At 70.7% G+C, this 14,058-nt stretch carries 9 protein-coding genes; 5 read left to right on the forward strand and 4 right to left on the reverse strand.

Translation table 11 applies throughout. From position 1 onward, the window contains the following. Positions 1–188: 188 nt before the first annotated feature. Together ACFHWY_RS06345 and ACFHWY_RS06350 are read left to right on the forward strand one after the other, a co-directional pair. Entirely contained in the window at positions 189–971 is a 783-nt protein-coding gene (locus tag ACFHWY_RS06345; protein WP_416579145.1) for a 3-hydroxybutyrate dehydrogenase, read from the forward strand. Positions 972–988: 17 nt separating this feature from the next. Continuing rightward, positions 989–2,905 carry a helix-turn-helix domain-containing protein gene (locus ACFHWY_RS06350; protein WP_416579146.1) on the forward strand — a complete coding sequence of 639 codons (1,917 nt, stop codon included), beginning with the start codon at positions 989–991 and terminating at the stop codon, positions 2,903–2,905. A 39-nt stretch (positions 2,906–2,944) separates the two neighbouring features. Here ACFHWY_RS06350 and ACFHWY_RS06355 read toward each other — a convergent pair whose 3' ends face one another. Then, a complete protein-coding gene (locus tag ACFHWY_RS06355; RefSeq protein ID WP_416579147.1) occupies positions 2,945–3,544 on the reverse strand; it encodes a TetR/AcrR family transcriptional regulator in 600 nt (199 codons plus the stop codon). Positions 3,545–3,548: 4 nt separating this feature from the next. Continuing rightward, positions 3,549–5,126 (reverse strand): MFS transporter, encoded by a 1,578-nt coding sequence (locus ACFHWY_RS06360; RefSeq protein WP_416579148.1) that lies wholly within the window; start codon positions 5,124–5,126, stop codon positions 3,549–3,551. Between the two features lie 168 nt (positions 5,127–5,294). Between ACFHWY_RS06360 and ACFHWY_RS06365 the strand changes: the two genes are divergently transcribed. After that, positions 5,295–6,152 carry an SPFH domain-containing protein gene (locus ACFHWY_RS06365; protein WP_416579149.1) on the forward strand — a complete coding sequence of 286 codons (858 nt, stop codon included), beginning with the start codon at positions 5,295–5,297 and terminating at the stop codon, positions 6,150–6,152. 140 nt (positions 6,153–6,292) lie between these two features. Here ACFHWY_RS06365 and ACFHWY_RS06370 read toward each other — a convergent pair whose 3' ends face one another. Together ACFHWY_RS06370 and dnaE are read right to left on the reverse strand one after the other, a co-directional pair. Beyond that, positions 6,293–7,330 (reverse strand): aminotransferase class V-fold PLP-dependent enzyme, encoded by a 1,038-nt coding sequence (locus ACFHWY_RS06370; RefSeq protein ID WP_416579150.1) that lies wholly within the window; start codon positions 7,328–7,330, stop codon positions 6,293–6,295. A gap of 179 nt (positions 7,331–7,509) precedes the next feature. Then, positions 7,510–11,043, reverse strand: coding sequence for a DNA polymerase III subunit alpha (gene dnaE / locus ACFHWY_RS06375; protein ID WP_416579151.1), 3,534 nt, complete (start codon positions 11,041–11,043; stop codon positions 7,510–7,512). Positions 11,044–11,413: 370 nt separating this feature from the next. Here dnaE and ACFHWY_RS06380 point away from each other — a divergent pair, with 370 nt between their 5' ends. Next, positions 11,414–12,010, forward strand: a complete 597-nt coding sequence (locus ACFHWY_RS06380; RefSeq protein WP_416579152.1) for a LemA family protein — start codon at positions 11,414–11,416, stop codon at positions 12,008–12,010. A gap of 10 nt (positions 12,011–12,020) precedes the next feature. Further along, positions 12,021–13,964: a M48 family metallopeptidase gene (locus tag ACFHWY_RS06385; protein ID WP_416579153.1), complete on the forward strand. Its 1,944-nt coding sequence runs from the start codon at positions 12,021–12,023 to the stop codon at positions 13,962–13,964. The last annotated feature ends 94 nt before the right edge of the window (positions 13,965–14,058 follow it).

A 14,058-nucleotide genomic window follows, 5' to 3' on the forward strand; every position in this document is an offset into this window, starting at 1 on the left:
TACGTGTGTTCGACACCCTACCGAGGTCGCCGACACGCCGTGCCGCGGGACACGCCCACCCACTGCGACCCCGCCCCACCCCGCCACGTCGTACAGACCGTGATGTCGCGTCCACCCACATGGGGCGGCGCGAGTATGTGCCATGACGCCATGTGCGCCCGGCCACACAGCTCGTAGCTTCATGCGCCATGACGGCAGAACCCGTGGCGGTCCCCCACGTCGTGAACGTCGACCTCGCCGGTCGTACCGCACTCGTGACGGGCGGAGGAGGCGGCATCGGCCGGGCCTGCGCGCTACGGCTGGCCGCGGCCGGCGCCACCGTCCTGGTCGTCGACCGCAACGTCGAGGCGGCGAAGCTGGTGGCCGTCGAGGCGGGCGGGCGGGCCGAGGAGGTGGATCTCGCCGACCCCGAGGCGGTGGGCCGGCTCGACGCGGACGTGGACATCGTGGTCAACAACGCCGGACTCCAGCACGTGGCACCGATCCAGGACTTTCCCGTCGAACGCTTCGAGTACATCCAGCGGGTGATGGTGGAGGCGCCCTTCCTGGTGATCCGGCGGGCGCTGCCGCACATGTACGCCCGCGGCTGGGGCCGGATCGTCAACATCTCCTCGGTGCACGGACTGCGCGCCTCGCCGTACAAGGCGGCGTACGTGTCGGCGAAACACGCCCTGGAGGGGCTGTCCAAGGTGGTGGCGTTGGAAGGGGCGACACACGGCGTCACCGCCAACTGCATCAACCCGGCGTACGTGCGTACCGCGCTGGTGGAGAGCCAGATCGCCGACCAGGCGGCCACCCACGGCATCCCCGAGACCGAGGTGGTCGAGAGGATCATGCTGGCCCGGGCGGCGATCAAGCGCCTGATCGAGCCCGAGGAGGTCGCGGAGCTGCTGGCCTACCTCTGCTCCCCGCCGGCGGCCTTCCTCACCGGTGCCTCGATAGCGCTCGACGGGGGTTGGACGGCGAACTAGCACTGGTCACCCGCACAATGTCGGTCATGTCGTCACCGGTGGAGTTCCTGGAACTGCTCGCCCGGGAGGCCGCCGCGGTCGAGTTCGAGGGACCGCTGGTGGCCGCCCGGTCGGCCGGGCTGCCCGCCGACCAGATCGCCGAGGTGGAGCAGGCCAAGGCGGTGGCGCTGCGGGTCCGCGCGCTGTTGGAGCGCCGCCGCCGCCGGGAGAGCGAGCTGTCCGGCCTGTACGACACGGTCAGCGACCTGGCCGGGCTGCGCGACCTGGACGACGTGCTGCGAGCGATCGTGCACCGGGCCCGACATCTGCTCGGCGCCGACGTCGCCTACATGACCCTCGACGACGCCGGCCGCGGCGACACGTACATGCGGGTGACCGACGGCTCGGTCTCCGCCCGGTTCCAGCGGCTGCGGCTGCCGATGGGCGCCGGCCTCGGCGGCCTGGTGGCCCAGTCGGGTGCCCCGTACGTCACCGCGGACTATCCACAGGACGAGCGCTTCCACCACACCCGGGAGATCGACGCCGGGGTGGGCGAGGAGGGTCTGGTGGCCATCCTCGGGGTTCCGCTACGGCTCGGCTCCACCAGCATCGGCGTGCTCTACGCGGCGAACCGCTCGGCCCGGCCGTTCGCCCGCGAGGAGGTGGCGCTGCTGCTTTCGCTGGCCGCGCACGCCGCGGTGGCGATCGACACCGCCCGGCTACTGGCGGAGACCCGCTCCGCGCTGGAGGAGCTGTCGTCGGCCAACACCACCATCCGCGCGCACAGCAGCTCGGTGGAGCGCGCCGCCGCGGCCCACGACCGGATGACCGCGTTGGTGCTGCGCGGCGGCGGGGTGGAGGACGTGGCCGCGGCGGTCACCGAGGTGCTCGGCGGCGCGCTGCTGGCGCTCGACGCCGACGGGCGGCTGCTGGCCCGGGTCGGCGAGATCGATGAGCCGCTCCGAGGGGACATCATCGAGGCGGTGGCGGCGTCGCGGACCGAGGGACGCAGCGTGCGCCGGGGCGCGCTCTGGTACGCCGCCGTGGTGGCCGGAGCGGAGAACCTGGGCGTGCTGGTGCTGCGTCCCGAGGAGGAGCTGGCCGACGCCGACCAGCGGATCCTGGAGCGGGCCGCGCTGGTGACCGCGCTGCTGCTGCTGTTCCGGCGTACCGTCGCCGAGGCGGAGGGTCGGGTCCGGGGCGAACTGCTCGACGACCTCATCGCCCGGCCACTGCGGGACATCGACGCGCTGCGCGGCCGGGCCCATCGCCTCGGCGTGGACCTGGACGCGCCGCACATCCTGGTGACCGTCGGTGACGACGCCATCGCGGCCACCGGCTCGGCCCGGCAGCGGGTGCTCTCCTGGGCCATTACGTACGCTTCGACCAGGGGCGGGCTGGCCGCGGCGCGCGACGGCCGGGTGGCGCTGATGCTACCCGGCCAGGATGCCGGTGGCAGTGCCCGCGCGGTGGCCCGTGACCTTGCGCGGATCACCGGCCGGCCGGTGACCGCCGGAGCGAGCGGTCCGTCGGCCGGCCCGGCTTCGCTGACCACCGCCTTCCGGGAGGCCGACCGCTGCCTGAGCGCCCTCGGCGCGCTGGGCCGGGCCGGGCAGGGGTCGAGCGCCGCCGAGCTGGGCTTCGTCGGGCTGCTGCTTGGGGCCGTCGACGGCGGCGGTGACGCCGACGTCAGTCGGTTCCTCACCGCGACCCTCGGCCCGGTGGTCGACTACGACGCCCGGCGGGGCACCGCGCTGATACGGACGCTGGAAGCGTACTTCGGGGTGGGCGGCAGCCTGGCCCGCGCCGCCGAGCAGCTGCACGTGCACGTCAACACGGTGACCCAGCGGCTGGAGCGGGTCGGTCAGCTGCTCGGTGGCGACTGGCAGCAGCCCGAGCGGGCCCTGGAGGTGCAGCTCGCGTTGCGGCTGCACCGTCTGCGGGCCCCTGGCTGAGCCCGCTCGGGCGGCGGCGGACACCCCGGGCGGCGGCGGTCAGTCGGCGCGGATGCCGGTGAGCACGCCATCGACGATCTTCTCGGCGAGTGTGGTCTCGTCGAGGTCGGGGTGCCAGCGCATCACCCGCTGGATGAGCATCGGACCGGTGAGGATCGCCATGGTCACGTCGATGTCGAGGTCCGCGCGGAGGTCGCCGGCGCGCACGCCGCGTCGCAGGACCTCCCGCATCACCGTCCGGCGCGGCTCGATGATGCTTTGGTAGAGCGCGTGGTGCTCGGGACTGCGGTTCACCTCGGGCACCAGGCTGGGCATGATCCGTTCCGCCCGGGGGTCGATGGCGTGCCCCACCGCGCCGACCAGCGTGATCAGGTCGTCGCGGACGGATCGCCCGGCCGGCTGTGGCACGTGGCCCTTGAGAGTCCGCAGCGCGTCGCGCAGCAGCACGTCCTTACCCGACCAGCGGCGGTAGATCGTGGCCTTGCCGACCCCGGCCCGCGCGGCGATCGCCTCGACCGAGATCGCCTCGATGGTGCTGCCCTCCGCGAGGAGGTCCAGGGTGGCCTCGATGATCGCCTCGTCCGCGCGGACGCTCCGCGGCCGCCCAGGGGGTCGCGGAGGGTCCGCCGTGCTACTCATCCCCTCATTGTCCCTGACGCGGCACGACACCGGCCAACTCGGGTTCCCCGATAGGGGCCGGTGCACCGACCTCGGACCGGCCCGGCATCCAGCGCAGGGCCACCAGAACGCCGGCCACGGCGACCAGCGTGGCCAGCAGCGCCGAGACGTGCATCGCCGAGACGAAGGAGTCGTTGGCCGCCGCGACCAGCTGCGGCCCCGCCGGACCGAGCTGACCGGCCGCGGCGTACGCGCCCGCGATGGACTCGCCGGCCGCCTCGCCGGCCGCCGGCGGCAGCTCCGCCAGGGCCGGTTCGATCCCACTGCGGTAGCCCGCGGCCAGCACCGAGCCGATCACCGCGACGCCGAGCGCGGCGGCCACCTGCCGGATGGTGTTGCTGACCGCGGAGCCCACGCCGGCCCTCTCCCGCGGCAGCGCCGACATGATCGACTCAGTGGCCGGCGGCATGATGTTGGCCATCCCGACGCCCTGCAGGAAGAACGCGACCAGCACCACCCAGATGGGCGTGGCGGCGTCGACGAAGGCGAACGCGCCCAACGCCACCGAGGTCAGCACCAGCCCCACCGCCGACACCATCCGGGCGCCGTACCTGCGGACCATGGTGGCGCTGCGCGGGGCGAAGGCGAGTTGGGCGACCGCGAAGGGCAGGAAGAGCAGGCCGGTCTCTAGCGGGCTGTAGCCACGCACCAGTTGCAGGTAGAACGAGCTGAAGAACATCACGCCCATCGCGGCGAAGAAGACCAGCCCGATCATCGCCACCGGGGCGGCGAAGCGGGGAACCCGGAACAGCCGGATGTCCAGCGACGGGTGGCTGCTGCGCCGTTCGTGCAGGACGAACCAGGCGAGCACCCCGACGCCGCCGACGATCGAGACCCAGACCAGGGGCCGACCGAAGCCGTGCTCGCCACCGTCGATGATGCCGTAGGTGAGGGCGACCAGACCGACCACCGACAGCAGCACGCCGAGCGCGTCGATACGGCCCGGTTCGGGGTCCCGCGACTCGGGCACCAGCAGCGCGACCAGGACCACGCCGGCCGCCACGACGGGCACGTTGATCAGGAATACCGAGCCCCACCAGAAGTGCTCCAGCAGCAGGCCACCCAGGACCGGACCGATCGCCACCGCCAGACCGACCGCGCCGGCCCAGGTCCCGATGGCCCGGGCCCGTTCGCGGGGGTCGAAGACGTTGGAAATGATCGACAGGGTCGCCGGCATGATGGCGGCGCCGCCGATGCCCATCAACGCGCGGGCCGCGATCAGCTGGCCGGGACCTTGCGCGTACGCCGACAGCCACGACGCCAGTCCGAAGAGCACGAGCCCGATCAGCAGCATCCGGCGGCGGCCGGCGCGGTCACCCAGCACGCCGAAGGTGAACAGCAGTCCGGCGAAGACCAGCGTGTACGAGTTGATCGCCCGTTCGAGCTCGCCCTGGCTCGCGCCGAGCCCGTGCACCGGGTCGGCGAGCGTTCGCAGTGCGACGTTGAGGATGGTGTTGTCGAGGACGACCACGAGCAGGCTGATCACCAGCACGCCGAGGATCGCCCACCTCCTCGGGTGTCCGGCGTTCTCGTTCGGTCGCATCTCGGCCCCCAAATTCCGACACGGTCCCGTCCGCATCACCACTGAGCGTAGAGCAGTTACGATACGGAACCGATCCGTATCGACAGTGTCCCCCGCCACATTGATGGCAGCTTGACCCGGAGGGCTAAGTTGATGATCAACTTAGCGAACCCCTGAAAGGTCCCCGTCATGCCCTTCGGCTTCATCCTGGCGATCATCGCCGCCGCCATCGCGGCCATCACCCTCGCCGTCGCCCTGCTCGGCTCGCAGCGCCAGGTGCGGCAGACCAGCGCCCTGGCGGCGATCGGCGCCCTGATCGGGGCGATCGTCCTCACCGTCGCATCGAGTGCCCACTCGGTACCGATCCGCTCGGTCGGCATCGTCACCAGCTTCGGCAAGCCGACCGGTGAGGTCACCGGCTCCGGCCTGAAATGGGTCACCCCGTGGCAGCGCGTCGGCGAGTGGGACGCCGGGCGGCAGAAGTACGACCACATCGGCAGCGACCACTGCGTACGGGTCCGTACCGGCACCCTGGCCGACGCGTGCGTGGAGGTGCTCGTCGAGTGGCAGGTCCAGCCCGAGAACGCCCCGAAGCAGTTCATGGACTACAAGGGCGACTTCGAGAGCTTCCGGGGACAGCGGGTCGGGGTCCAGCTCGACAGCGCGGTGAACGACGCCTTCGCCACCTACAACCCCCTGGAGCGCATCGACTCGAAGACGGGCAACCTGAACGTCGACCTCAAACCCTTCGCGGCGAGCATCAAGTCCAACGCCGAGGGCCGGCTGGCCGACGACGTCGAGATCCTGTCGGTCACCATCACCAGGGTCAACCACGACGACAAGACCGAGGGCAACATCAAGGCATTCCAAGACAAGCTCGCCCAGACCCGCAACCTCGAACAGGACCGCCTCAACGCCGAGATCCAGAAGCAGATCACCGAGACCAACGCCACCGTGGACAAGGTGACCCGCTGCCTGGAGATCGCCGACAAACACGGCAACACCCCGGGCCTGTGCATTAACCCGGGCATCGTCACCGGCAAGTAGCCCCGTGACGTCCCGTCGATCTAGGGAAAAGAGCTGTCAGTCGATCTCCAGCGACGACGACCACCCCTAGATCGACGGTCATGGGAGCGCCGCCCGCTCCGCACCGGCGAGCCGTCCCCGGTGCGGAGCGGGCGGCGCGGTCAGGAGGTGAGGGCGTCGAGGGCCAGGTCGACGTCCTCGGTGGTGGAGTAGAGATGGAAGGAAGCCCGTACCCGGCCGGCCCGCACCGCCGCGCGAATCCCGGCCCGTTCGAGCTTCTCCTGCGCGTCGGGCACCTCGACGGTTACGATCGCGCTGTGTCCGGGCGGCTGCCCCAGCCCGGTGAGGAAGCGGTTGGCCAACGCCACATCGTACGCGCGCACCACGGGCACGCCGATCTCCAACAGCAGGTCCAGCGCCGGCGCGGCACCCACCCAACTGAACCAGGCCGGTGAGATGTCGAACCGGCGGGCGTCCTCGGCCAGCCGCAGCGGCGGGCCGTAGTAGGAGGCGTGCGGGTCGTGGCCCGCGTACCAGCCGGCAGCGTCCGGCCGCAGCCGGTCCCGCAACGTTGGGGCGAGGTAGGCGAACGCGGTGCCCCGAGGGCCCATCAGCCACTTGTACCCGCCAGCCACCACCACGTCGGCGCGGCCCGCGTCGAACGGCAGCCAGCCACACGCCTGGGTGGCGTCGACCGCGACGAGCGCACCGTGGGTCCGGGCCGCCGCGACGATGTCGTCGTACGCGGCCACCGCGCCGTCGGCGGACTGCACCAGACTGAACGCCACCAGGTCGGTGTCGGCGTCGACCGAGGCGGCCAGTTCGGCCAGCGGCACGGTACGTACCTGGACTCCCCGTGCCTCCTGCACCAACCAGGGAAAGAGGTTGGAGGTGAACTCGACCCCGGGTACGACCACCCGGGCGCCGACGGGCAGCGCGGCGGCCACCGGCGCCAGTAGCTGCGAGACGGTGCCGCCGACCGCGACGTCGACCACCGGCACCCCGACGATCCGGGCGAAGGCGGCCCGGCACCGATCGGTGGCCCCACCCCAGGTCCTCCACGACCCCTGTCCCGCCCGCCAGTCAGCCAGCGCCTCCTGCAGCGCGTCCCAGGCCGGGTCCGGAGGCAGCCCGTAGCTGGCGGTGTTCAGCCACCCCGGCCGTGGTTGCCACACCTTCTGCGCCTGTTCCAGTTCCACGACCCGACGCTAGCCGCCCCGGCAGCGCACCCTAAGCGCCAATCCGGCCCCTCTGGCCCCCACCCACCCCAGCTCGGCCCCCCGCCCCGTCGGCCACGCAGGTGTGGCACCTGACCGGACCGGCTTGTCGCGACCACCTCACCAGAGCTGCACGACTCGACGCGCGGATGGGGGGGGGATCAGGTGACGTTGGCTGGGCCGAGGACGGTCTTCAGGTCGGCCATCAGGGCGGTGGTGGCCGCCACCCGGACCGGGCCGAGCCGCCACGTCGCGCTTCGGCTGCCGTTGAGCAGCTTGACGTGCACCTCGGCGTCGCCGGGGTGCAGCACCAGGGTTTCCTTGATCCTCGCCACCAACGGCGGGGTGCAGCGGGTCACCGGGATGGTGAGGGTCACCGGCTTGTTCGCCGTGCTGATGCTGACGTCCGGCAGGGACATGTCCATCGCCATGATGCGCGGGGTGTCGTCGCGCCGGTCGACCCGGCCCTTGACCACGACGATCGCGTCCTCGGCGATGTACTGGCCGATCACCTCGTAGGTGTTCGGGAAGAACAGCGTCTCCACCCCGCCGGCGAGGTCCTCCAGGGTCGCCGAGGCCCACGCCCGCCCCTGCTTGGTGACCCGCCGCTGCACTCCGGAGAGGATGCCGGCGAGGGTGACCACCGCGCCGTCGGGCACGGTGCCCTCCTCGGAGAGGGCGGCGATGGTGGTGTCGGCCGCCGCGCCGAGGATGTGCTCCAGGCCGAACAGCGGATGGTCGGAGACGTACAGGCCGAGCATCTCGCGCTCGAACGCGAGCTTGTCACGCTTGTCCCATTCCCCGTCGGCGATGGTCGGCATGACCGTGGTGCTGGTCGCCGTCTCGGTGTCACCGAAGCCCGCCCCGAACAGGTCGTACTGCCCGACGGCCTCCTTGCGCTTGACGTCGGCGTACGCGTCGATGGCGTCGGCGTGCACGGTGAGCAGGGCCTTGCGGGAATGCTTGAGCGAGTCGAACGCTCCCGCCTTGATCAGCGATTCGATCGTCTTCTTGTTGCAGACCACCGCGTCCACCTTGGACAGGAAGTCGTAGAAGTCGGCGTACTCGTCCCTCTCCGCGCGGCAGCGCATGATCGAGGCGACCACGTTCGCGCCGACGTTGCGGATCGCGCCGAGACCGAAGCGGATCTCCTTGCCGACCGGGGTGAACGGCCCGGCCGAGGTGTTGACGTCCGGCGGCAGCACCTGGATGCCCATCCGCCGGCACTCCGACAGGTACATGGCCATCTTGTCCTTGTCGTCACCGACGGAGGTGAGCAGCGCCGCCATGTACTCGGCCGGGTAGTGCGCCTTCAGGTAGGCCGTCCAGTACGACACCAGCCCGTACGCCGCGGAGTGCGCCTTGTTGAAGGCGTACCCGGCGAACGGGACCAACACGTCCCAGACCTTCTGGATCGCGTCGTCGGAGTAGCCGTGTTCGCGACAGCCGTCCCGGAACGGGATGAACTCCTTGTCCAGGATCTCCTTCTTCTTCTTGCCCATCGCCCGGCGCAGCAGATCGGCCTGACCAAGGGTGTACCCGGCGAGGATCTGCGCGGCGCGCTGCACCTGCTCCTGGTAGACGATCAGGCCGTGGGTCGGGGCGAGGATCTCCTGGAGCGGCTCCGCCAACTCCGGGTGGATCGGGGTGATCTCCTGGAGCCCGTTCTTGCGCAAGGCGTAGTTGGTGTGCGAATCCACCCCCATCGGGCCGGGGCGGTACAGCGCCAGGACCGCGGAGATGTCCTCGAAGTTGTCCGGCTTCATCATCCTCAGCAGCGACCGCATCGGCCCGCCGTCGAGCTGGAACACGCCCAGGGTGTCGCCTCGGGACAGCAGTTCGTACGCGGGCTTGTCGTCCAGCGGCAACCCCAGCAGGTCCATCTGCTTGCCGTGGTTGAGCTGGATGTTCTTCACCGCGTCGTCGATGATGGTCAGGTTGCGCAGGCCGAGGAAGTCCATCTTCAACAGCCCGAGCGACTCGCACGTCGGGTAGTCGAACTGGGTGATGATCACCCCGTCGGAGTCCCGGCGCATCAGCGGGATGTGCTCCACGATCGGCTCGGCGGACATGATGACCCCGGCGGCGTGCACGCCGGTCTGCCGGATCAGGCCCTCGATACCGCGGGCGGTGTCGATGACCTTCTTGACGTCGGCCTCCGCCTCGTACATGCCCCGGATCTCGCCGGCCTCGGCGTACCGGGGATGCTTCGGGTCGAAGATGCCTTCGAGGGGGATGTCCTTGCCCATCACCGCCGGCGGCATGGCCTTGGTGATCCGGTCGCCCACCGCGTACGGATAGCCGAGCACCCGGGCCGAGTCCTTGATCGCGGCCTTGGCCTTGATGGTGCCGAAGGTGGCGATCTGCGCGACCTTGTCCTCACCCCACTTGTCGGTGACGTACTTGATCACCTCGCCGCGCCGGCGCTCGTCGAAGTCGATGTCGACGTCCGGCATCGAGACCCGCTCGGGGTTGAGGAACCGCTCGAAGATCAGCCCGTGCGGGATCGGATCCAGGTCGGTGATGCCCAGCGCGTAGGCGACCAGCGAGCCGGCCGCCGAGCCACGGCCGGGACCGACGGCGATGCCCTGCGCCTTGGCCCAACCGATGAAGTCGGCGACCACGAGGAAGTACGACGGGAAGCCCATCTGGATGATGACGCCCAACTCGTACTCGGCCTGCACCACGTGGCCCTCGGGGATGCCCTGCGGGTAGCGCCGGCCCAGCCCGGCGAAGGTCTCCTTACGGAACCACGACTCCTCGGTCTCCCCGTCGGGCACCGGGAAACGCGGCATCAGGTTGTGGAACTCGAACATCCCGGCGGGGTCGACCCGCTCGGCCACCAGCAGAGTGTTGCGGCAGCCCTCCAGCCAGACATCGGAGCCGTCCACGCCGCGCATCTCGTCGGCGGACTTGATGTAGTAGCCGCTGCCGCCGAACTTGAAGCGGTTCGGGTCGGCCACGTTGCTGCCGGTCTGCACGCAGAGCAGCACGTCGTGCGCCTCGGACTGCGACTCGTGGGTGTAGTGCGAGTCGTTGGTGACCACGGGCGGGATGCCCAGCTTGCGACCGATCTCCACCAGGCCGTCCCGGACCCGCTTCTCGATCTCCAGGCCGTGGTCCATCAGCTCCAGGAAGTAGTTCTCCTTGCCGAAGATGTCCTGGTACTTCGCCGCGGCTTCGAGGGCCTGCGCGTCGTGGCCGAGCCGCAGCCGGGTCTGCACCTCGCCGGAGGGGCAGCCGGTGGTCGCCATCAGACCGTCGGCGTGCTCGGCGAGCAGCTCGGTGTCCATCCGGGGCCACTTGACAAAGTAACCCTCGGTGTACGCCTTCGAGGTGAGCGTGAAGAGGTTGTGCAGGCCGGTCTTGTTACGCGCCCAGATCGTCTTGTGGGTGTAGCCGCCACTGCCGGAGACGTCGTCGCTCTTCTGTTCCGGCCGACCCCAACGCACCCGCTTCTTGTGGAACCGTGACTCCGGCGCCACGTACGCCTCGATGCCCAGGATCGGGGTGACCCCGGCGGCCATCGCCTGCTTGTAGAAGTCGTTCGCGCCGTGCATGTTGCCGTGGTCGGTCATCGCCACGGCCGGCATCTCCTGCCGCTTGACCTCGGCGAACAGGTCCTTGAGCCGGGCTGCTCCGTCCAACATCGAGTACTCCGTGTGCACGTGCAGATGCGCGAACGAATCGCCCATGCGGAGGCCCCCCGGGTCAGCGGATCGAGTCGGTCGGCTAACCCTATCCCGCCGCCGAGCGGGCTCCGGTGTGCCGCGCGGCGTGCCGGCGACGTGGTGTAAATCATGCCGGTCGAGGGCCCGGATCAGCGTTGTCGCCATCGTCGCGATCACGGTCTGGGACGTGATCGACAGCGCGCTCAAAGCCACCGAGCCGCCGCGTCGATCTAGGGGAAATCGCGACTAGTCGATCTCCCGCAACGACGACAAGCCCTAGATCGACGCGGAGGGTGGGGGTGGGCGCAGGTGGGGGGAGGAGAGATGGGGCGGGGTTGGAGCGGCGAACGTACGATGATCAGTGGCAGAACCGACACGTACCGAGGGAGCGGCCGTGGAACTGATCATCGGATTGGCATGTCTCGCGTTGCTCGTCGTGGCGGTGCTCGGCTTCGGCGTCTCGATCTACAACGGGCTGGTGCGGGCCCGCAACGCCTTTCGTAACGCCTTCGCCCAGATCGACGTGCAACTCGTCCGGCGCCACGACCTCATTCCCAACCTGGTCGAGACCGCCAAGGGCTACCTCAAGCACGAGCGGGAGACGTTGGAGGCGGTCATCGCCGCCCGGACCGCGGCCGTCAACGCGCAGGCCAACGCCGCGGCGACTCCCGGCGACCCGGCCGCGATGCAGCAGCTCAGCGGCGCGGAGAACATGCTCACCGCCAGCCTGGGTCGGCTGTTCGCGCTCTCCGAGGCGTACCCGGACCTCAAGGCCAACCAGAACATGATGCAGCTGTCGGAGGAGCTGACCTCGACGGAGAACCGGGTCGCCTTCGCCCGACAGGCGTACAACGACGCGGTGATGGCCTACAACAACAAGCGCGAGGTGTTCCCGTCCAGCGCGGTGGCGAAGATGTTCTCCTTCGGGCCGGCGGCGCTGTTCGCGCCGGACGACCCGCAGCAGCGTCAGGCCCCGCAGGTCTCGTTCTGATCGGGTACCGATGAACTTCTTCGAACGGCAGCGCCAGGTACGCCGGCTGTCGACCCGGCTGGTGCTGCTGTTCGTGCTGGCCGTGGCCGGCATCGTGCTGGTGGTGAACCTCGCGGCGGTGTTCGCGTTCAACGCCACCGCTGCCGATCCCGGGCAGCTTGCCGGCCTCGTCGTCATGGTCACCGTCGCCACGGTCGCCGCGATCGGACTGGCCGCCCTGGTGCGTACGCTCGCGTTGCGCGGTGGCGGCGGGAAGGTGGCCCGTGAGCTTGGCGGGGTGCCGGTGCCGACGGACACCGGCGACCCGGAGCTGCGCCGGCTGCGCAACGTCGTCGAGGAGATGGCGCTGGCCGCCGGCGTACCCGTCCCGGAGGTCTACATCCTGCCGGAGGAGACGGCGATCAACGCCTTCGCCGCCGGTTGGAGCACGTCCGACGCCGCCGTCGCGGTCACCAGGGGCGCGTTGCAGCGGCTCAACCGCGACGAACTCCAGGGGGTCATCGCCCACGAGTTCAGCCACGTCGTCAACGGCGACATGCGGCTCAACATCCGATTGATGGGCCTGCTGTTCGGCATCCTGTTCCTGACCGTGATCGGCCGAGGGCTGGCCCGGGCCGGCGTCATCGGCGGCGGCCGGTCGCGCGACAACAGCGGCAGCGCCGCCCCGCTGGCGCTGGTGGGCTTGGCGCTGCTGGCGGCCGGCTACGTGGGCGTCCTCGCCGGGCGGCTCATCCAGGCGTCGGTGTCCCGGCAGCGGGAGTACCTCGCCGACGCCTCGGCCGTGCAGTACACCCGCCAGACCAGTGGCATCGCCGGGGCGCTGAAGAAGATCGGCGGCCTGACCGACGGGTCCGGGCTGAAGTCGCCGAAGCGCGACGAGGTGGGGCACATGCTCTTCGGCGAGGCCGCCCGGACGTCCTGGTTCGCCACCCACCCCCCGCTGACCGACCGGATCCGGGCGCTGGAGCCGTCCTTCGACCCGGCCGAGCTGCGGCAACTGTCCCAGCGCTGGTCGGCGGCGCCGCCGTCTGGCCGGCAGGAGGACCTGGCGATGGGCCTGGCACCGGCTGGGCCGGCTCCTGGCGCCGGCGGTAGGGCTGGGCCGGCGTTGCCGGTGGAGGGCACCCGGGTACGCGTCGCGCCAAGCGAGGTGCTGGGCCGGGTGGCCGCGCCGACCGAGACCGCCTACACCCACGCGGCGGCGATCCTCGACCGGATCCCGGAGCCGCTGCTGGACCGGGCCCGTGGCCGGAACTCCGCCGGGCCGTTGCTGCTCGGCCTGCTACTTAGCACCGAATCACCGGTCCGCCAGCAGCAGTACTCCGCCCTGACGGAGCGGCACGGCCGGGAACTGGCCGACGCCGCCGTGCAGGAGGCGGAGGCGCTGGCCGCGCTGCACCCGATGCTCCGGCTGCCCCTGGCCGAACTGGCCTTCCCGGCCCTGCGCGACCGCCCGGACGCGGAGGTGGAGTCGCTGCTCGCGGCCGTCTTCACACTGATCCACGCCGACGGCGCGATCAACGTCTCCGAGTACTGCCTGTCCCGACTGCTGCTGGCCGAGCTGGAGGAGTCACTGCGACCGGACTCCCGCTGGCGGCCCGACCGACGCACCCTCACCGACTCCCGCTCGGCGGCGGCCCACCTGCTGGCCATCCTCGCCCAGGTCGGGCATGCCGAGCGGGCCGCCGCCGAACAAGCCTTCCAGGCCGGTGTCGCCACACTGCTGCCCGGCACGAACCTGCCCTACGCGCCCCAGGAGAACGGTGTGCTGGCCCTGGAGGCCGCCTGGCCGGTGCTGGACGGGCTGCGCCCCGCCGACAAGGAACGGCTGGTGGCGGCCACCGTCGCGGTGATCAGCCACGACGGGATGATGACCGTGCCCGAGATCGAGCTGCTGCGCACCATCTGCGGTCTGCTGCACTGCCCGCTGCCGCCGATGGTCAGCACCGACTGACCGGGCAAGACCTGATCCACCTCGCACCCCTTGCTCCGCGGGGTGCGATGACATGCGGCGATACGGTACGGGGGGCCTCAGGCGGGGAGGCCCC

This window comes from Micromonospora sp. LOL_024, from assembly GCF_048060415.1.
Lineage (GTDB): Bacteria > Actinomycetota > Actinomycetes > Mycobacteriales > Micromonosporaceae > Micromonospora.

Excerpts from the sequence above, each read along its gene's own strand:
- ACFHWY_RS06345 (WP_416579145.1), top strand. The coding sequence starts at position 189 with ATGACGGCAGAACCCGTGGCGGTCCCCCACGTCGTGAACGTCGACCTC.
- ACFHWY_RS06350 (WP_416579146.1), top strand. The coding sequence starts at position 989 with ATGTCGGTCATGTCGTCACCGGTGGAGTTCCTGGAACTGCTCGCCCGG.
- ACFHWY_RS06355 (WP_416579147.1), bottom strand. The coding sequence starts at position 3,544 with ATGAGTAGCACGGCGGACCCTCCGCGACCCCCTGGGCGGCCGCGGAGC.
- ACFHWY_RS06360 (WP_416579148.1), bottom strand. The coding sequence starts at position 5,126 with ATGCGACCGAACGAGAACGCCGGACACCCGAGGAGGTGGGCGATCCTC.
- ACFHWY_RS06365 (WP_416579149.1), top strand. The coding sequence starts at position 5,295 with ATGCCCTTCGGCTTCATCCTGGCGATCATCGCCGCCGCCATCGCGGCC.
- dnaE (WP_416579151.1), bottom strand. The coding sequence starts at position 11,043 with ATGGGCGATTCGTTCGCGCATCTGCACGTGCACACGGAGTACTCGATG.
- ACFHWY_RS06385 (WP_416579153.1), top strand. The coding sequence starts at position 12,021 with ATGAACTTCTTCGAACGGCAGCGCCAGGTACGCCGGCTGTCGACCCGG.